At 68.2% G+C, this 18,306-nt stretch carries 15 protein-coding genes and 1 pseudogene; 9 read left to right on the top strand and 7 right to left on the bottom strand.

Annotated elements, in window-relative coordinates; genetic code table 11:
* Positions 1–12: 12 nt before the first annotated feature.
* The 3 genes from GTV32_RS06080 to GTV32_RS06070 are packed head-to-tail and all read right to left on the bottom strand — an operon-like array spanning position 13 to position 2,920.
* On the bottom strand, positions 13–795 hold the full coding sequence (locus tag GTV32_RS06080) for a heme ABC transporter ATP-binding protein (protein WP_161059367.1): 783 nt from the start codon (positions 793–795) through the stop codon (positions 13–15).
* Between the two features lie 5 nt (positions 796–800).
* A complete protein-coding gene (locus GTV32_RS06075; RefSeq protein WP_161059366.1) occupies positions 801–1,892 on the bottom strand; it encodes an iron ABC transporter permease in 1,092 nt (363 codons plus the stop codon).
* The gene (locus tag GTV32_RS06070) at positions 1,889–2,920 is read right to left on the bottom strand and encodes an ABC transporter substrate-binding protein (RefSeq protein WP_161059365.1); all 1,032 of its coding nucleotides are present in this window, start codon (positions 2,918–2,920) and stop codon (positions 1,889–1,891) included. The genes GTV32_RS06075 and GTV32_RS06070 overlap by 4 nt, the downstream gene beginning before the upstream one ends.
* A 153-nt stretch (positions 2,921–3,073) precedes the next feature.
* On the opposite strand from GTV32_RS06070, the gene map reads away from it, so the two are divergent.
* From map to GTV32_RS06055, 3 genes and pseudogenes are all read left to right on the top strand, one after another.
* Positions 3,074–3,937: a type I methionyl aminopeptidase gene (map, locus tag GTV32_RS06065; RefSeq protein ID WP_161059364.1), complete on the top strand. Its 864-nt coding sequence runs from the start codon at positions 3,074–3,076 to the stop codon at positions 3,935–3,937.
* A 10-nt stretch (positions 3,938–3,947) separates the two neighbouring features.
* Positions 3,948–5,476 (top strand): annotated as a pseudogene (locus GTV32_RS06060) (cobyric acid synthase).
* Positions 5,477–5,521: 45 nt separating this feature from the next.
* Positions 5,522–6,346 (top strand): alpha/beta hydrolase, encoded by an 825-nt coding sequence (locus GTV32_RS06055; RefSeq protein ID WP_161059363.1) that lies wholly within the window; start codon positions 5,522–5,524, stop codon positions 6,344–6,346.
* Between the two features lie 10 nt (positions 6,347–6,356).
* Here GTV32_RS06055 and GTV32_RS06050 read toward each other — a convergent pair whose 3' ends face one another.
* The 4 genes from GTV32_RS06050 to GTV32_RS06035 are packed head-to-tail and all read right to left on the bottom strand — an operon-like array spanning position 6,357 to position 10,190.
* Positions 6,357–7,070 carry an FAD-binding oxidoreductase gene (locus GTV32_RS06050; protein ID WP_161059362.1) on the bottom strand — a complete coding sequence of 238 codons (714 nt, stop codon included), beginning with the start codon at positions 7,068–7,070 and terminating at the stop codon, positions 6,357–6,359.
* Positions 7,067–7,663, bottom strand: coding sequence for a molybdopterin-dependent oxidoreductase (locus GTV32_RS06045; protein ID WP_161059361.1), 597 nt, complete (start codon positions 7,661–7,663; stop codon positions 7,067–7,069). The genes GTV32_RS06050 and GTV32_RS06045 overlap by 4 nt, the downstream gene beginning before the upstream one ends.
* A gap of 50 nt (positions 7,664–7,713) precedes the next feature.
* A complete protein-coding gene (locus GTV32_RS06040; protein WP_161059360.1) occupies positions 7,714–9,108 on the bottom strand; it encodes a mycothione reductase in 1,395 nt (464 codons plus the stop codon).
* Positions 9,105–10,190, bottom strand: a complete 1,086-nt coding sequence (locus GTV32_RS06035) for an alpha/beta hydrolase (protein WP_343287225.1) — start codon at positions 10,188–10,190, stop codon at positions 9,105–9,107. The genes GTV32_RS06040 and GTV32_RS06035 overlap by 4 nt, the downstream gene beginning before the upstream one ends.
* A 185-nt stretch (positions 10,191–10,375) precedes the next feature.
* On the opposite strand from GTV32_RS06035, the gene mqo reads away from it, so the two are divergent.
* The 6 genes from mqo (at position 10,376) to GTV32_RS06005 (ending at position 18,288) form a co-directional block, all read left to right on the top strand.
* On the top strand, positions 10,376–11,905 hold the full coding sequence (gene mqo, locus GTV32_RS06030) for a malate dehydrogenase (quinone) (RefSeq protein WP_161059359.1): 1,530 nt from the start codon (positions 10,376–10,378) through the stop codon (positions 11,903–11,905).
* 120 nt (positions 11,906–12,025) lie between these two features.
* Positions 12,026–12,523 carry a GNAT family N-acetyltransferase gene (locus tag GTV32_RS06025; protein WP_161059358.1) on the top strand — a complete coding sequence of 166 codons (498 nt, stop codon included), beginning with the start codon at positions 12,026–12,028 and terminating at the stop codon, positions 12,521–12,523.
* Entirely contained in the window at positions 12,520–14,496 is a 1,977-nt protein-coding gene (locus tag GTV32_RS06020) for a VWA domain-containing protein (protein ID WP_161059357.1), read from the top strand. Before GTV32_RS06025 ends, GTV32_RS06020 begins: the two co-directional genes overlap by 4 nt.
* A 39-nt stretch (positions 14,497–14,535) precedes the next feature.
* A complete protein-coding gene (cobO, locus tag GTV32_RS06015; RefSeq protein WP_161059356.1) occupies positions 14,536–15,153 on the top strand; it encodes a cob(I)yrinic acid a,c-diamide adenosyltransferase in 618 nt (205 codons plus the stop codon).
* A gap of 43 nt (positions 15,154–15,196) precedes the next feature.
* Positions 15,197–16,645 carry a cobyrinate a,c-diamide synthase gene (locus tag GTV32_RS06010; RefSeq protein WP_161059355.1) on the top strand — a complete coding sequence of 483 codons (1,449 nt, stop codon included), beginning with the start codon at positions 15,197–15,199 and terminating at the stop codon, positions 16,643–16,645.
* Positions 16,642–18,288: a GAF domain-containing protein gene (locus tag GTV32_RS06005; RefSeq protein WP_161059354.1), complete on the top strand. Its 1,647-nt coding sequence runs from the start codon at positions 16,642–16,644 to the stop codon at positions 18,286–18,288. The genes GTV32_RS06010 and GTV32_RS06005 overlap by 4 nt, the downstream gene beginning before the upstream one ends.
* The last annotated feature ends 18 nt before the right edge of the window (positions 18,289–18,306 follow it).

The following is an 18,306-nucleotide window of genomic DNA, read 5'->3' as shown; positions in this document are numbered from 1 at the left end:
CGGCGGTACGGGTCAGGTCCGGCGGGGCACCACGATCGGTTGGCCCGACGCCGGGTGATCCCAGATCTCGACCGGATGATCGTAGGTCTCGGACAGCAACCGGGCCGTCATCACATCGCGAGTCGGGCCGGTGGCGAGCAGGCGGCCGTCCTTCATCAGTGCGACCCGGTCGGCGTAGGCGGCCGCCAGCGAGAGATCATGCACCACCAGCAGAACGGCGCCCCCGTCGTCGCGGGCGGCCCGCAGGATGTCGAGCACCGATTCCTGATGGTGGATGTCGAGGGCGGCGGTCGGTTCGTCGAGCAGCATGACGGGCGTGCGCTGGGCGAGTGCCCGGGCGATCGACACGCGGGCCTGCTGGCCACCGGAGAGCTGCGTGAACGGGCGGTCGGTGATGTCTCCCAGATCGCATGCGCGCAGCGCGTCGTCGATGATCTCGGGCGACTCGGCGGCGTGCGGAGTGCGCAGCCAGGGAAACCGGCCCATCTCGACCACTTCGACGACCGTGAACGGGGTGTCGGTGCGATTGTGTTGCGTCACAAAGGATCGCAGCCGGGCCAGTTCGGTCGAGGACGCCTTGGAGACCAGCCGATCGCCGATCCGGACCGTGCCGCGATCCGGACGGCGTAGTCCCGCGAGGACCGACAGCAATGTGGATTTGCCGCACCCGTTGGGCCCCACGAGCGCGAGGAGAGAACCAGGGTCGACGCGCAGCGACACATCCTCCACCACGTGACGGCCGCCGAGGGTCACGGTGATGTTCTCGGCGATCACGCCGTCGGTCGCTTCCGCCACGGTGCTCACCACCCCGCCCCGGCGTGCCTGCTGCGTCGCAGCAGGATGAAGAAGACCGGCCCGCCGATCAGGGAGGTGAACATGCCGAGCGGGAGGTCGGCGTCACCGAGCATGGTGCGCGCCGCCAGGTCCGCTGCGGTGATGACGAGCGCGCCGCCCACCACGCTGGTCGGCAGCAGGATCGCATGTCGCGGACCGACGATCAGCCGCATCACGTGCGGTACGACGAGGCCGACGAACATGATGATCCCGGAGAAGGCCACCGCGGCCGCGGTCAGGATGGACACCAGCACGATGACCTGTCGCCGGACGACTTCCACGTTGACGCCGAGGGAGGCCGCCTGTATCTCGCCCAGCGCGAGCAGGTCGAGTTTGTGGACCAGGACCAGCGCCGCCGCGATCGCGGCGACGATGAGTGGTGCGGACACCCAGACCTCGTCCCAGGTGGCCCCGGCGAGCGACCCCAGCTGCCAGAACACGATCTGCTCGCGTGCGGCGGTGGAGGCGACGAAGGTGAGGTAGGCGATGATGCCCAGGGCGAACGCGTTGACCGCGATTCCCGTCAGCACCAGCATGATCGCCGACGTCGAGCCGTCCCGTAGCGACAACAGATAGACGGCCGCGGCGGTGAACAGGCCGAACACGAAGGCCGCACCCGCCAACGCCCAGTCGTTGGTCATCCCGCCGCCGAGCACGATCATCAGACACGCGCCGACGGCGGCTCCCGACGACACCCCGATGATGCCCGGCTCGGCCAGCGGATTCGCCAGTACGCCCTGGAGCAGGCAGCCGCCGGCGCCGAGAGCCGCACCCACGAGCAGGCCCAGAACGATGCGCGGGAATCGTACGTTCCACAGGGCCCCTTCGCCGTTGGGATGGGAGGGAAGCGGTCCGATGTCCAGATGGAAGTGATGGGCGAGGCTGCCGAGCACCTCGATCGGCGGGACCGCCACCTTGCCGACACCTGCCGAGACGACGATCAGTGCCGCGGTCGCGATCACCATGACCGAGACGACGGTGATGTTGCGGGTGCGATGTCGGGTGCGGCGGTCGCGCGTCGTGGCCGGGGGCTTCCGCGGCGTGGTCGGGGCACTCATGTGTAGATCGCCCCGGCGAGGGAGCCGATCACCTCGCCGACGTCGGGGCCGAAGGCGAGGATCTTCGTCTCGTCCATCTGGACCACCCGTCCGTTACGGCCTGCGTCGGTCTCGGCGATCCCCGGCAGGCTCAGCACGCCGTCGAGGCCGCCGACCGTGTCGGCGCCCTGGGTCATCACCATGATCACGTTGGGATCGGCCTTGATCATCGCCTCGGCGCTGATCGCCGTGAAGGCTCCGGTGAGATCGGCCTCGGCCCCGGCGTCTCGGCCGCCCAGGCTGGTGATGAGGTCGTCGGCACCGGAGCCGGGTCCGGCCAGCAGGATCAGGTTGCGACCCCGGATGTAGACGAAGGCCATGGTCGGGTCACCCGACGGTGAGGGGACCCGGCGCTGGGCCGCGGCGACCTCGGCGTCGGTCCGCGAGACGAGTTGCTCGCCCGGGCGGGGGACTCCGAGCGCACCCGCGACCGAGCGGATCAGCGCGTCGTTGGACCGGAGACTGCGGGTCCCTGGGAACGCCACGACGGTGACACCCGAATCGCGGATCTGATCGACGGCCGCGGCGGGGACGGTGTTCTCGTCGACGAGCAGCACACTGGGGTCGAGCGCCAGTACCGCCTCTGCGTCGAGACTGTGGCCACGATTGGTGACCACCGGCAGCCGTGCGGCCGCGGGGAACGCCGTCGACGTGTCCCGCCCGACGACACGCGAGCCCAGACCCAGTGAGAAGACGATGCTGCCGAGGGTTCCGTTGATGTCGACGGCGATGATGCGGCCGGTGTCGCGAACGGTGACCTCGCCGTAGCGGACGGAGTTCACCGTGGTCGGCAGCGACGGCGTGGGATCGTCGGCGACGGGGCGCACGTCGCGTTCGGGCAGTTCGGCGGTCTGGGGCCCATTGCGCAGGTGTGCCGTGGGGTCGACGGATTCGGACCCTGGCGTCTGCTCGATCGGTTCGACGAAGCATGCCGTGGTCGACGAACCCGCCAGCAGCAGCACGACCACGACGAGGAGCGGCCGCAGCATCCTGCGCATCCTCGTCACCTGCTCACCCGCATCGCTCACCCTCCGCACCCAGTCGACTGAGTCTCACCTTAGTTCGCGCCGGTGAGCTGTCGCCGTTCCGGGACTCGTGCGGTGGCGTTCACCTCGGACGCGAGGTCTGGATAAGCTGGGTGCATGACTGTTCGCGCTGCCCTGCGGCCTGGCACCGTGTCGCCGACCCGACCGGTTCCCGACTCGATCGAGCGTCCCGAATACGCATGGAAACCCACGGCGAACGAGGGAAACGAACCGTGGGTGCAGTCCGCGGAGACCATCGAGAAGATGCGACTGGCGAGCAAGATCGCCGCCAACGCACTTGCGCACGCGGGCGCCGCGGTGGCTCCCGGTGTGACCACCGACGAGTTGGACCGGATCGCCCACGACTACATGATCGACCACGGCGCCTACCCGTCGACGTTGGGTTACAAGGGTTTTCCCAAATCGTGCTGCACCTCGCTCAACGAGATCATCTGTCATGGGATCCCGGATTCGACGGTGATCTCCGACGGTGACATCGTCAACATCGACGTGACCGCCTACATCGACGGCGTGCACGGCGACACCAACGCGACCTTCCTCGCCGGTGACGTCTCCACCGAGGCGGCCGACCTCGTCGAGCGCACGCGCACCGCCACCGAGCGCGCGATCAAGGCGGTGAAGCCCGGGCGCGAGCTGAACGTGATCGGGCGGGTCATCGAGGCGTACGCGAACCGCTTCGGATACAACGTGGTGCGCGACTTCACCGGACACGGCATCGGCGAGACGTTTCACAACGGGCTGGTGATCCTCCATTACGACCAGCCCGACGTCGATACCGTCATCGAGCCGGGCATGGTGTTCACGATCGAGCCGATGATCAATCTCGGCGGTCTCGGCTACGAGATCTGGGATGACGGCTGGACGGTCGCGACCACGGACAAGAAGTGGACCGCCCAGTTCGAGCACACGCTTGTGGTGACGGAGAACGGCGCGGAGATCCTCACTCTGCCCGACGAGTGACGCCACCGGAGTGAAGGGTGCATTGCTGGTCGGCGGCACCAGTTCCGACGCCGGCAAGAGCCTGATCGTCGCGGGGCTGTGCCGCCTCCTGACCAGGCAGGGGATGCGCGTCGCGCCGTTCAAGGCGCAGAACATGTCGAACAATTCCGTGGTCACGCTCGACGGCGGTGAGATCGGGCGTGCCCAGGCGCTGCAAGCGTTCGCATGCGGGCTGGACCCGTCGACCCGGTTCAACCCGGTCCTGCTCAAGCCCGGTAGCGATCGCCGTTCCCACGTGGTGGTGCGCGGGCAACCCGCGGGTGACGTCGGTGCCCGCGACTATCACGCGTGGCGGGCTCGCCTGGTGGGGATCGTGGCCGACGAACTCGCTTCGCTCCGAGACGAATTCGACGTCGTGATCTGTGAGGGTGCCGGTTCGGTCGCCGAGATCAATCTGCGCTCGACCGACATCGCGAACATGGGTCTGGCCCGCTCGGCGGAGCTCCCCGTCATCGTGGTGAGCGACATCGACCGTGGCGGTTCCCTCGCACACCTCTTCGGCACGACGGCTGTGCTCGACGCCGACGACCAGCACCTCGTCGCGGGATACGTGATCAACAAGTTCCGGGGCGATCCGGCGATCCTCGAGCCGGGACTCGACCAGCTCCGGGGACTGACCGGACGACCGACCCTCGGGGTGATCCCGTACCGGTCCGATCTCTGGATCGACGCCGAGGATTCGCTCGCCGCTCCGGTGGGGCGTCGGGTCGGCCCGCCCGACCACGACGCCGCCGACCCGGGAGGCGTTCGCCTCTCGGTAGCCGCGATCCGACTGCCCGGGTGTCCAACACGACGGATGTGGAGGCCCTGGGCTGTGAGCCCGGCGTCGACGTGACCTGGGTCGACGATGCGGCGAGCGTGACGTCGGCGGACCTGGTGGTACTGCCGGGGACTCGCGCGACGGTGTCGGATCTCGCGTGGCTGCGGAGCCGGGGACTCGCCGACGCCGTGGTCGCCCGGGCACGGCGTGGGGGACCGGTGATCGGGATCTGCGGCGGCTTCCAGATGCTCGGCCGCCGCATCGACGATCCGGTGGAGTCGGGAGTCGGTCCGGTCGAGGGGCTCGGCCTTCTCGACCTCGAGATCGGGTTCGAACCGGGCAAGATACTCCGTCAGGTGACCGGAATCGGTGCGGGCCTGCCGATCAGCGGCTACGAGATCCATCACGGCCGCGTGCGGTCATCGCGGGAACAGCCCTGGATCACCGATGCGGAGAATGGTCCCGAGGGTGCGGTGCGCGGCGCCGTGCGCGGCACACACTGGCACGGACTGCTCGCCTCCGACGCGTTCCGGCGCGATCTGCTCCGCCAGGTCGCCGAGCAACGGGCGGTCACCGGCTTCGTCGTGGCCACCGACACCGTCGTCGACCGGATTCGACACGTCCAGGTGGACCTCATGGCAGATCTCGTCGGTGAACACCTCGACATGGCGGCCCTCGAGGCGATCATCGAGAAGGGCGCCGACCCCCGGTCGCCCGTCATCACCCATCGCCTCGATTGACCCGCGCCAGAGCCCGAACCGTCGGATCTCGCCTATCCTGGGCCGGTGGAGACGCAACAGCATGCGGTGAGGGTCGGGGAACACACATTCGACGTCCGGATCGGCGGACCCGAGGACGGCAAATGGGTGCTGCTCCTGCACGGATTCCCGGTCAACAGCTCGTGCTTCGACACCGTGGTCCCGCGACTGCACGAGAGCGGCCTGCGCACGATCGTCTTCGATCAGCGGGGCTACAGCCCCGGCGCGCGGCCAGTGGGAACCGACGCCTACCGACTGTCCGAACTCGTCGGTGACGCCCTCGGCGTCCTCGACGTGCTCGGCGTCCAGTATGCGATGGTGGTCGGACACGACTGGGGTGGCATCGTCGCGTGGCATCTCGCGGCCAAACACCTGGACCGTTTCACCAGCCTCGTCGCGGCGAGCACCGGACACCCGTCGGCGATGCGGGACGCGCTGACCTCGAGCGACCAGCGGGAGAAGTCCTCGTACATCAAGGATTTCATCGCCGACGACGCCGAGGAGAAGTTGTTGGCGCGCAACGGCGTGCTGTTGCGACGTGCCGGCGTCACCGCCGACGAGCTCAAGCCGTTGATGGAGCCGGGGGCACTGACCGGGCCGCTCAACTGGTACCGCGCCAATTTCACCGGCAACATCGCCGAGACCCTTGCCTGCCCGGCCGTCGAGATCCCCACGACGATGGTGTGGGGCGACGGCGACACCGCACTGGGACGCGAGCAGGCCGAGCTGAGCGGCCGCTATGCATACTCCGACTATCGGTTCTGCGAGTTGCCGGGCGTCGACCACTGGATCCCGCAGAACGCTGCTGCGGCGTTGGCGAGTGAGATCGCCCTGCGATCAGCGATGTTCTGACACGCCCGGGTCACCCGAAGCGTTCGGTGCGTATCCGTCCGGGTTCGTGCCTGGCCGCGACCATGGCCGCCGCGCACTGTTCGACGAAACCGTTGGGCCCGCAGATGAACACGGTTGGTTGCCGGTCGGGCCCGATGGTCAATCCCGAAAGCTCGTCCCCGGTCAGTCGGCCGACCGGGCGCACATCGTCGGCGGGGGCCTCGCGTGAGTAGGTCAGATGCACCGGCATCCGTCGCAGCCGCGCGAGTTGTCGGAGCTCATCGGCAAACAGGAGCCGATCCGGCGACCGCAGCGAGTACACCAGATTGAACGGCACCATCGGCGCGGCGATCTCTCGATTGCGGATCATCGCCATCAACGGTGCGAGCCCGGAGCCGCCGGCGATCAGCTGCACCGGCCGTGGGTCCTGCCCGTCCCAGGTGAACCAGCCACCGTGCGCACGCGTCACCTCGAGCGGCTCGCCCACCTCGACGACGTCGACCAGGTAGGGCGACACCTCACCGTCCTCCGCGCGTTCGACCGTGACCTCGATCGTCCTGGCCTCCCGGACATCGGACAACGAGTAGGTGCGCGCGGTCGAGTAGCCGTCCTCCGCGGTCAGGCGGATGTCGACATGCTGGCCCGGCAGTCCCCGGAACGGCTCGGCGAGACCGAGACGCAGCGATCGTGCGCTCGTGCTGTGACGGACGTCCGAAAGGACCGTGGTCACCTGCCACTCACTCATGAGTACCGCTGCTCGGTCCAGGGGTCGCCGTGCATGTGGTAGCCGCGGCTCTCCCAGAACCCAGGGGCGTCATCCGACATGAACCGAAGTCGGCGCACCCATTTGGCGCTCTTCCAGAAATAGAGATGCGGCACCAACAATCGCGCCGGGCCACCGTGTTCGGCCGGCAGAGGTTCACCGTCGTAGGAATCGGCGATCCATCCCCGGCCCGAGACGAGGTCTGCCACGGCCAGGTTGGTCGTGTAGCCACCGTGGCAGTGCGCCATCACATGACTGTCGCCCGGCCAGGGCAGATTGTTCATGATGGTGTCGAAAGAGACACCACGCCAGCGTGTCTCGAACTTGGACCAGCGGGTCACGCAATGGATGTCGGTGACGATCTCCTCGTGCGGCAGGTCCTGGAACTGCGCCCAGGTCCACGTGTGCGCCCGGTGATCCGACGACTGCATGGTCAACGACCAGCCATCCAGCGGGATCGCCGGTGTGGGTTCGGCCGACAACACCGGGAAGTCGAAGGTCCGGTACTGACCCGGTGGGAGTCGGCCGGCATCTCGGTCGCGACGCCCCACGAAGTCCCGGTTCACGATCGCCATGCCGAGATCCTACGCGCCGGAGCGGAAATCGCAGGGCACCATCGATCGCGCTAGATCTCGAGACCGAGCAGGGCGTTCTCGAGCACCTCGGGCATCGCCGGATGAATCCAGTACTGTCCATGAGCCATGTCGGATGCGTTGAGGCCGAACGACATCGCCTGGATGACGGGTTGGATGACGGTGGGCGCCTGCGGCCCGAGGATGTGGCACCCCAGCAGGCGGCCACTGCCGCGCTCGGCGATCAGCTTGCAGAAACCCGTGGTGTCCTCCATCGCCCAGCCGTAGGCGACGTCACCGTAGGCCTGCACTTTCACCGTGATGTCCAACCCGAGATCGCGTGCCTGCGTCTCGGTCAGGCCGACCGACGCGATCTGCGGGTGCGTGAACACTGCGGCGGGAACGAAACGGTGGTCGACGGCAACCAGGTCGTCAGCATCCCAGTCCTTGAGCAGATTGGCCTGGACCACCCGCTCCTCGTGGTTCGCGACGTGCTTGAGCTGGTAGGGCGAACTCACATCGCCGAGTGCCCATACGCCGGTGGCATCGGTACGCCCGTGTCGATCACAGACGACGCGACCCTCAGCGTCGAGGGCGACACCGATCGATCCCAGGTTGAGTCGGTCGCCGTTCGGCTTGCGGCCCGTGGCCACCAGCAACGCATCTCCGTCGATGTGGGTGCCGTCGGCGAACGTGACCCGCACCCCGCCGTCGGGCAGGTCGACCGCCCCCGTCACATGCGTGTCGAGGTGGACATCCCATTTGCCGGTGGCGATCTCGGTGAATCGCGCGGCGATCTCTGCATCGAGATGCCGGAGCAGTGCCGGGCCACGTGCGATGATCGAGACGGCGGTTCCGAGTGCGCCGAAGACGTGGGCGAATTCGGCTGCGACATAACCGCTTCCGACGATGACGAGTCGTTCCGGCAGTCGGTCGAGGCGCATGACGTCGTCGCTGGTGTGGTATCGCACTCCGCTGTCGGCGATCTCCGGTGGGGCGGTGGCGCGCGAGCCCGCGGCGATCACCACCTCCGATGCCAGGACGACGGCATCGGGGGTGACGAGTCGATATCGGCCTTCGTCGTCGCGGCCGTCGAACTCGACGTGAGCGGAGTACACGGTGACATTCGCGCAGCGGTGCTCGCGGTACTCCCTGCCGCCCGCCGAGATCGGATCGATTCGACCGAAGATCCGGTCGACGATCGCGGGCCAGTCCACGGATTCGACACGTGCGTGGACTCCGTAGCGATCGGAGTGGCGCGCCATCTCGGCGACCTCGGCAGCGTAGACGAACATCTTGGTGGGGATACACCCGACGTTGAGGCATGTACCGCCGTAGATGCCTTCCTCGAAGATCGCGATGGTCCGGTCGTCGAACCGTTCGTCGGGGATGGAGTTGCCGCTTCCGGAACCGATGATCGCGAGGTCGACGATCTGTGTGGAGGTCATGCGCCACCCACCAAGGTCTCGGCGCCGGCGCCGTCGGTGGGGAGTGCGAGGGTGGCGCGCATCCACGCATCGACCTCGCGATAGGCCTGGATCCGGGCATGTTCGACAGAGAGGAACACATCGTGACGTGCGTCGGTGACGGGCGCGACGGATACGCGATCGCCGAGGCAACCGCTCCAGCGCGTCATGTGCCGGACGTCGAGCACCACGTCGGCGTTGTCGACACCTGCCCCGTGGCCGCGATCGAACAGGGTCTTGTCCGACCGGAGTACCAACGACGCGACCCCCACGTCGATGCCGCGGTGCAACCGCGCATGGCCTCTGCGGACCGCGGTCAGGAAACCGAAGGTGACCGGGAACCCGCCCATCGGCTTGAGTGAGAGGTCATAGGCCCACTCACCGCCGGTGGTCTCATGGATACTCCGGCCGTAGCCCTCGGAAAGTTCTTGGGGGATCACGGTTTTCGGTCGTGCCGCCGCGACTCCGCGCAGCACCAGTGAGACCGGGAGGGAACGCAGGACCGGGCTGCCCTGGAGGTCGAACCAGGGGCTGTTGAGGAGGAGCCCGCTGACATGTGCGTGTCGGGCGGGGGCCTCGGTACGGAGCCGGTCGAGCCACAGGGGAGTGATGAGGCCGCCGGTGGAATGCGCGGCCACGATCACGCGTGCGGTGCGGCCGTCGGCCTCGGTCTCGGCGACGACGACGTCGAGTGCGCGGCCGAGTTCCTCGTCGTACTGGCGAAGGTCGGTGGTGAAGTGCGCAGTGTGATCGGGGCCGAGGGAGCGCCCGCACTTGCGGAGGTCGAGCGCGTAGAAGGCGTAGCCGCGCTCGTGGAAGAAGTCGGCTAGGGGCTCGTGGAAGAAGTAGTCGGTGAAGCCGTGCACGTACAGGACGGCGCCGTTGGGAAATGCCGACGCGTCATCACCTGCCTTGCGGACCAGTGTCGCGGTGATCGGATCCTCGCCGTCGGGGTCGGGTCCCAACGGCAAGGTGAGGATCTCGTAACGGTCGAGGAGGCGGTCGGGTTGCCAGTTCGCGGTGGGCGGTTCATCCTGGCGGGCGGCCCCGTGGGTTGCGGTCACGGGTTCCACTGTAGAGAAGGCCCAGCGCGCGATCGGCGGTGCCGAGTGTCGCCCAGCCCACATTTTCACCCAGGCGATTCCGTCGTTCGGTCGATGATGGGGAACAATGGCCGTTGACAGGGACGACCACAGCGGCGGCACGCCGCGGGCCTCGATCGTCCAACCTGTGCGAAGGAGAGCTCCTCGTGTCTCAATCGGTGATCAAAACGGACGTCGCGCTGGTCGGTGCCGGAATCATGAGCGCCACCCTCGGCGCGTTGCTGCGTCGACTGCAGCCCGACTGGTCGATCAGCCTGTTCGAACGCCTCGACGCCGCGGGCGCCGAGAGCAGCGATCCCTGGAACAACGCGGGTACCGGCCACTCGGCTCTCTGCGAACTGAACTACACGCCGCAGACCGCCGACGGTGACGTCAACATCGACAAGGCGCTCAACATCAACGAGCAGTTCCAGGTCTCGCGGCAATTCTGGGCGAACGCGGTGGACAACGGCATCCTGGGCGACCCGAGCGAGTTCATCAACCCGATCCCGCACGTCAGCTTCACGCACGGGCCGGCGGGCGTCGAGTACCTCCGCAAGCGCTACGACCGTCTGGCCGGGCAGGTGCTCTTCGAAGGCATGGAGTTCATCGACGACCCGACCGAGTTCAGCGAGCGGTTGCCGCTGATGTCGGCCGGTCGCGACTTCTCCGACCCGGTTGCACTCAACTGGTTCACCGACGGCACCGACGTCGACTTCGGCGCGCTGACCCAGCAGCTGCTGAATTTCGTCGGCCGTACCGGAGCGGATGTCTACTACGGGCACGATGTCACCAATCTGTCCAAGCAATCCGACGGCAGCTGGATCATCAAGGTCCGGAACCTGCGGACCAAGGAGAAGCGGACCGTCCACGCGAAGTTCGTCTTCGTCGGGGCAGGCGGTGGCGCGCTCCACCTCCTGCAGAAGTCGGGCATCAAGGAGGCGAAGGGCTTCGGCGGATTCCCGGTGTCGGGCGAGTTCTTCCGCTGCACCAATCCCGACCTGATCTCCGAGCACCAGGCAAAGGTGTACGGGCAGGCCGCCGTCGGTGCGCCGCCCATGTCGGTGCCCCACCTCGACACCCGCGTCATCAACCACCAGCCGGGACTGTTGTTCGGCCCGTATGCAGGTTGGTCGCCGAAATTCCTGAAGAACGGCAAGATCACCGACCTGCCGTATTCGGTGAAGGCGAACAATCTGCTGCCGATGCTCTCCATCGCGCCGCAGGAATTCGGGCTGCTCAAGTATCTGATCAGCGAGCTCGCGGCCAACCGTGCGGATCGTGTGAACACGTTGAGCGAGTTCGTCCCGCGTGCCTCCGGAGGCGACTGGGAGATCATCACCGCGGGTCAGCGCGTCCAGGTGATCCGTAAGACGGGCGTGGGCGGAACGCTGGAGTTCGGTACCGCGGTGGTCACCGCAGGCGACGGCACGATCGCCGGCCTGCTCGGTGCCTCGCCGGGAGCGTCGACGGCGGTGCCCGCGATGCTCCAGGTCCTCGAGAAGTGCTTCCCGAAGGAGTACGCGGGGTGGGGGCCGGCGCTCACCGAGATGATCCCGTCGTTCGGTCAGAAGCTCTCGGACAATCGCGATCTCTTCCGTCAGGTCTGGGACTGGACCACGGCGAGTCTGCAACTCAAACGAGGGTCGGTGGACACCCGCGTGGAGTCGGATCGCGCCCCTGCCGCGGCACTGTGACATCGATGCGGCCGGCGACATCGATGCGGCCGGCGACATCGATGCAGCCGGCGTGCACGCCGTGAGGCGGTCGCGGGCGTGGCTGGTGCGACCGAACGCCGATGTGATAGTCACGACACCATGACTCCGGTAGGGCAGTTGCACCAGAGCCCGGCCGCGGAGATCAGTGCGGCCACGCTGTACCAGATCCTGCGGTTGCGGGTGGACGTCTTCGTCGTCGAACAGGCATGTCCGTACCCGGAACTCGACGGCCGGGACCTCGAGCCGAGCACGCGCCAGTTCTGGATCTCCGACACCGAGGGATGCGTCGTGGCCACGCTGCGGCTGCTGACCGAACCGCCCTCGATGGACAGTCGGCCGGTGTTCCGTATCGGCCGGGTGTGCACCGAGCGCTCGCATCGGGGCGAAGGTCTGACCGCACGCCTGCTGTCGGCCGCGCTCGCCGAGGTGGGCGATGATCGGTGCCGGATCGAGGCGCAGGCCTACCTCGTCGAGATGTATGCGAAGTTCGGCTTTGTGACCGAGGGTGAGGAGTACCTCGAGGACGGCATCCCCCACGTGTCGATGGTCCGCGGACCGGCCGATCGCACCGCGGCCTCGTCGGACGCCGGTCGATGAGCGGTCGTCATCGCTCGGTGGGCGAACCGAACCCGACCAACTACCCCTTCAGCGCCGTCGTCGGGCAGGAGCGGTTGAAACTCGCATTGATCCTATCCGCCATCTCGCCGGGGATCGGTGGTGTGCTGATCCGCGGTGAGAAGGGGACCGCCAAGTCGACCATCGTCCGTGGGCTGGGCCCGCTGCTCGGTGGCGACCCCGCCCGGGCCGTCGACGACTCCCGTGGTCGCGTCGTCGAACTGCCGATCGGCGCCACCGAGGACCGCGTCGTCGGTTCACTCGATCTGACCGCGGTGCTCAGCGAGGGGCGAGCGGAGTTCACTCCCGGGCTGCTGGCCCGGGCCGACGGTGGGGTGCTCTACATCGACGAGGTCAACCTGCTCGCCGATCATCTCGTCGACGTTCTCCTCGACGCCGCTGCCAGCGGGCGTGTCACGATCGAACGAGATGGTGTGTCGCACACCCAGTCTGCGGACTTCGTGTTGGTCGGGACGATGAACCCGGAAGAAGGCGAGTTGCGGCCGCAGCTCCTCGACCGCTTTGGCCTCGCGGTGGACGTCGCCGCCGCCCGCGACATCTCCGAGCGGGTGGAGATCGTCTCGCACCGAATGGAATTCGATGCCGACCCGGAAGAGTTCGTCGCGCGTCATCGCGAGGCGGAGCACGAACTGTCGCGTCGGATCGGGACTGCTCGCGAGCTCATGTCGTCGGTCGCCATCCCCGCGACGGAACTGCGGCGGATCGCCGGGATCTGCGCCCACCTCGATGTCGACGGGTTACGCGGCGACATCGTGGTCGCGCGGACCGCGGCAGCGCACGCCGCATGGCGGGAGGCCGTCGAGGTGACCGAGGACGACGTCCGGATCGCCGTCGAGCTGGCGTTGCCACACCGGCGGCGCCGGAATCCGTTCGACGAATCCGGTTTGACCGACGAACAACTCGACGACGCAATGAACGCCGGCGACGAGGCCGCCGGTGCGGGTGAGCCCGACGACGATCCGGATCCGACCGACCCGGGGCCGGACGGCAACGGCGGCACTCGCGACGAGAACCCGCGCGGATCCGAGGACTCCGGCGCGACGACCGGCGATCCGGAGGCCGACGCGGGTGGCGACGTCGACGCCGAGGAGAACGCACCCGCGCCGGGTGCGCGATTCGGAACTCCGCCCAGCCGCGCGACCGCACCCACCGTCCGTCGGCTCCGAGTGGACGGCGTCGGCGACGGCGATCCCGGACGACGGTCGCGTGCCCGGTCCCGTCGAGGACACACCACGCATGCGACCGCCTTCGAGAACGGCCGGCCCGTTCATCTGTTCGGCACCATCCTCAATGCGGCGGAACGGCATCACAGTTCCGCGGAATCGCGGGCTCCGGCCTCGGTCCGGGTGGGCGCAGACGATCTGCGTGCCGCCCAGCGCATCGGTCAGGAGGGCAACCTCGTCGTCTTCCTCGTCGACCTGTCGGGTTCGATGACCGCCCGCCGTCGACTCACCACCGTGAGCAGCGTGTGCGTCGACCTGCTGCGGGATTCCTACACCAGGCGCGATCGGGTGGCAGTGGTGGTCGCGCGCGGGGCGTCGGCGTCGGTGGCGGTGCCGCCGACCAAGTCGGTCGACATCGCCGTGCGCCGCCTCGCCGAGATCCGAACCGGCGGTCGGACCCCGCTGGCCGAAGGGCTCAGCGCCGCGGTGGAACTCATCGAGAGGGCCGCTCGTCGGGAGCCGCAGCGCCGGCCGTTGTTGGTGGTCCTCACCGACGGACGCGCGACCGCCGGTCCCGATGCGACCGCTCGGGCACGGTCCGCGGCCGCCGCGATCGGCCGACGTGGCCTCGACTCCGTCGTGGTCGACTGCGAGCAGGGCATGATCCGGCTCGGTCTGGCGCGCGACCTCGCCGCGGCAATGGGCGCACGCTGCCTGCCGATGGACGAACTCACCGCCGACGTGCTTGCCCGCCCGGGCCGAGCTGCCTGAGAACTGTTCTGCACCAGCGAGAAACGGCAGGAGACGCCAGTGCCGCAGGGAGTACCCGAAACGATCCCCGATGACGGGCTGACCACCCGTCAGCGCCGGAACCAGCCGGTGCTCGCGGTCCACACCGGAGACGGCAAGGGCAAGTCGACGGCGGCGTTCGGGATGGCGATGCGCGCATGGAACGCAGGGATGCGGGTCGCCGTGTTCCAGTTCGTCAAGAGCGCGAAGTGGCGTGTCGGTGAGGAGAGCGCGCTCACGGCCCTGGGAGCTGTGCACGAGCAGACCGGCGACGGTGGACCGGTCGAATGGCACAAGATGGGCCAAGGCTGGTCGTGGTTGCGGGCCAACGAGGATCACGATGCCGATCACGCCGCGGCCGCGCGTGCCGGATGGGCGGAGATCGCTCGGCGGCTGGCCGCCGAACAGCACGACTTCTACGTGTTGGACGAGTTCACCTATCCACTCGACTGGGGGTGGGTCGACACCGACGAGGTGGTGACAACACTCGGTGCCAGACCGGGGCGGCAGCACGTGGTCATCACCGGTCGTCGGGCCCCGTCGGCGCTGACCGACGCAGCCGATCTCGTCACCGAGATGCGCAAGGTGGCACACCCGATGGACGCAGGTCGTAAGGGGCAGAAGGGCATCGAGTGGTGAGAACATCCACGGTGGCGGTCCGCCACCGATCGGATGGGCCGGGATGAGTTCGGTCCCGGCCATCGTGATCGCCGCCCCCGCATCGGGGAGCGGCAAGACCACGGTGTCGACCGGACTGATCGGGGCACTGCGGGCCGCCGGGCATCGGGTCGCACCGTTCAAGGTGGGCCCCGACTACATCGACCCCGGCTACCATGGCGTCGCCGCCGGTGTGCTCGGTCGCAATCTCGATCCCAACCTGGTCGGGACCGATCTCGTCGGTCCGCTGTTCGCCGCGGCGACCCGGACCGCCGACATCGCCGTGGTGGAGGGGGTGATGGGACTGTTCGACGGCCGCATCCTCGCCGACGCCGACAGCGGCGATCCCAGCGGGTTCGGATCGACAGCCCATGTCGCCCGCCTGATAGGTGCGCCGGTCGTCCTGGTGGTCGACGCCGCCGGCCACAGCCAATCCGTCGCGGCACTCCTGCACGGCTTCGTCGGGTACGACCCGTCGATCCACATCGCCGGGGTGATCCTCAACCGGGTGGGGTCGGACCGGCACGAGGCCGTCCTGCGTCAGGCATGTGCGCGTGCCGGTCTGCCGGTGTTCGGGGTGCTGCGCCGGAATCCGGATCTGCAGGTGCCGTCGCGGCATCTCGGGTTGATCCCCGCTGCCGAACGTCGCGACGACGCGGTTCGAGCGGTCGCGGCGATGACCGCCACGGTCGGTGCGGCCCTGGATCTCCCGTCGATCGTGGCGGCGGCCCGGACCCGTCGGCAACGACCGGTCGACGCGTGGTCTGCGGCGGACGCGGTCGCGGGGACCGAGAGCGGTGCCGGCACAGGCCGTGGCGAACGCCGACCGGTGGTGGCCGTCGCGGGTGGTGCCGCGTTCACCTTCGGCTACGCCGAACACAGCGAATTGCTCACGGCGGCAGGCGCGGAGGTGGTGGGTTTCGACCCGCTCCACGATCCGCTGCCGCCCGAAACCGATGCCGTCGTCGTCGGGGGTGGTTTCCCCGAAGAACATGCCGAGGCGCTGTCGGCGAACGAGCCATTGCGCAGTGGGCTCGCCGATCATGCTCGGTCCGGCCGTCCGATCCTGGCGGAATGTGCTGGATTGCTCTATCTGGCAACCGAACTCGACGGCCATCCGATGGCCGGCGTGATCGACATGGTCGGTCGGTTCGGTCCGGCCCTCACGCTCGGTTACCGTGATGCGGTGGCGGTCGCGGATTCGGTCGCGTTCGTGGCGGGTGAGCGGGTCACCGGTCACGAGTTCCACCGGTCGACCGTCGAGATCAACCGCGCGAGCACGGCGGCATGGGCGTGGCGCGATCACCAGGGGACACCCGGTACGCACGGTGTCGTCGGCTCATCTGTTCATGCGTCGTACCTTCATGTCCACCCGGCCGGATACCCCGCGGCCGTGACGCGGTTCGTGGCGGCGGCCCGCACCGCCCGGGACACGGCGCCGGTGCGAGACGTGGAGGCGGAGCGGGCCGGATGAGGAACCAGGGACTCGCCGAGGCTCTCGACGCCCTCGCCCGGCACGGCGTCGACGATCCCGCGATCCTGCGCGACCTCCTCGAGGCGGTGCTCGTCGTCGGGCAGGGGCTCGAACTCGATCAGGCTCTGCAGCGGATCGTGGAGGTGGCGACCGCCGTGGTCGACGCCCGATACGGGGCGCTCGGCGTCCGCGGACCCGATGGCGGGCTCAGCGCCTTCGTCTACACCGGGATCAGCGAAGCCCAGCGCGCACGGATGGATCATCTTCCGGTCGGCCGCGGGGTGCTGGGCCTGCTCATCGAGCAACCGCAGGTGTTGAGAATCCCGACGCTGGCAAAACACCCTGCGTCGGTGGGCTTTCCCGATGGTCATCCGCCGATGAACACCTTCCTCGGTGCGCCGATCATCGTGCGTGGTTCGGTGTTCGGCAGCATCTATCTGACGGAGAAACAGTCCGCGGAGGAGTTCGGGGAGATCGACGAGACCCTGGTGGCGGTGCTCGCCGTGGCGGCCGGGATCGCCGTGGACAACGCCCGGCTGTTCGAACGCGCCCGTACCCGCCACCGGTGGATGCAGGTCATCGCTCGTCGAGGGTCCGAGCCGCTGGCGGGAATCGCGCTGGACGACACGCTGTCCCGGCTGTGTGACGATGTCGCAGAGCTCGCCCATGGTGTGGATGTCTTCATCCTCACCGGCGGGACCGGGGTGGTGGAGGTGGTCGGTCATACCGGCCGGGCCGTGGGCTCGACGGATATATCGTTGCCGTCCAATGACATCCACACGGTTCGGCCCATCGCGGACCTGCCGTCCGAACTGGTCCGAGGTGGAGCCAGGTGGGCCACGCTGCAGCCGTTGCAGCGAGCGGCGGGGACCTTCGGTTGGATCGTGATCACCCACCGCGAGCCACCGCGATGGGATGACGAAGATGCGTCGGGGCTCGCGGGCGTCGCGGAGGTGGCCTCGCTGGCGGTCGCCTACGCCGAGCAGCAACAGGTCGCTCGTGACCTGGAGGTGCTCGCGGACCGGCATCGTATCGCGCGGGACCTGCACGACCACGTGATCCAGCGGCTGTTCGCGATCGGGATGTCCGTACAGACGCTGATGGCCACACATGCGTCGGATGACCATGCCGACGCGTCGGAACCGGGACGTGCCACCACGGCCCGGCTGGAGCAGGTGATCGCCGACCTCGACCGGACCATCGCGCAGATCCGGACATCCATCTTCGACCTTCAGACGGTTCCCGGACATCACGACACCACCACGTTGCGCCGCCGTGTCCTCGACATCGTGTCCGAACTGGCCGCGCACGCACCGATCGCGCCCGGCGTCGCGTTTGCGGGCCCGGTGGACACCGTGGTCCCCGAATCGTTGGGCCCGCACATCGATGCGGTCCTGCGCGAGGGTTTGTCCAACGCGCTCCGGCATGCGCGGGCACGGCACATCGATGTCTCGGTGAGCGCCGACGACAATGTGTTGTCGGTCGAGATCAGCGACGACGGGGTGGGCATCGGCTCCGATGTGGTCTATCGCGGCCTCGACAACCTGACACGACGGGCCGAGGAGTGCGACGGCGTGTTCAGCGTGGAGACCCGGCCGCGTGCGGGCACCACATTGACGTGGACGGTCCCGCTGACCGGCTAGGTCCGGCCGCAGGCTTGT

The organism is Gordonia sp. SID5947 (assembly GCF_009862785.1).
In the GTDB taxonomy this organism is placed as follows: Bacteria; Actinomycetota; Actinomycetes; order Mycobacteriales; family Mycobacteriaceae; genus Gordonia.
This window is presented reverse-complemented; position numbering and strand designations above follow the sequence as displayed.

Bases quoted from the DNA above. Each gene is read 5' to 3' on its own strand.
- GTV32_RS06075 (WP_161059366.1), bottom strand. From the start codon at position 1,892: ATGAGTGCCCCGACCACGCCGCGGAAGCCCCCGGCCACGACGCGCGAC.
- GTV32_RS06070 (WP_161059365.1), bottom strand. From the start codon at position 2,920: ATGCTGCGGCCGCTCCTCGTCGTGGTCGTGCTGCTGCTGGCGGGTTCG.
- map (WP_161059364.1), top strand. From the start codon at position 3,074: ATGACTGTTCGCGCTGCCCTGCGGCCTGGCACCGTGTCGCCGACCCGA.
- GTV32_RS06050 (WP_161059362.1), bottom strand. From the start codon at position 7,070: ATGAGTGAGTGGCAGGTGACCACGGTCCTTTCGGACGTCCGTCACAGC.
- GTV32_RS06045 (WP_161059361.1), bottom strand. From the start codon at position 7,663: ATGGCGATCGTGAACCGGGACTTCGTGGGGCGTCGCGACCGAGATGCC.
- GTV32_RS06040 (WP_161059360.1), bottom strand. From the start codon at position 9,108: ATGACCTCCACACAGATCGTCGACCTCGCGATCATCGGTTCCGGAAGC.
- GTV32_RS06025 (WP_161059358.1), top strand. From the start codon at position 12,026: ATGACTCCGGTAGGGCAGTTGCACCAGAGCCCGGCCGCGGAGATCAGT.
- GTV32_RS06020 (WP_161059357.1), top strand. From the start codon at position 12,520: ATGAGCGGTCGTCATCGCTCGGTGGGCGAACCGAACCCGACCAACTAC.
- GTV32_RS06010 (WP_161059355.1), top strand. From the start codon at position 15,197: ATGAGTTCGGTCCCGGCCATCGTGATCGCCGCCCCCGCATCGGGGAGC.
- GTV32_RS06005 (WP_161059354.1), top strand. From the start codon at position 16,642: ATGAGGAACCAGGGACTCGCCGAGGCTCTCGACGCCCTCGCCCGGCAC.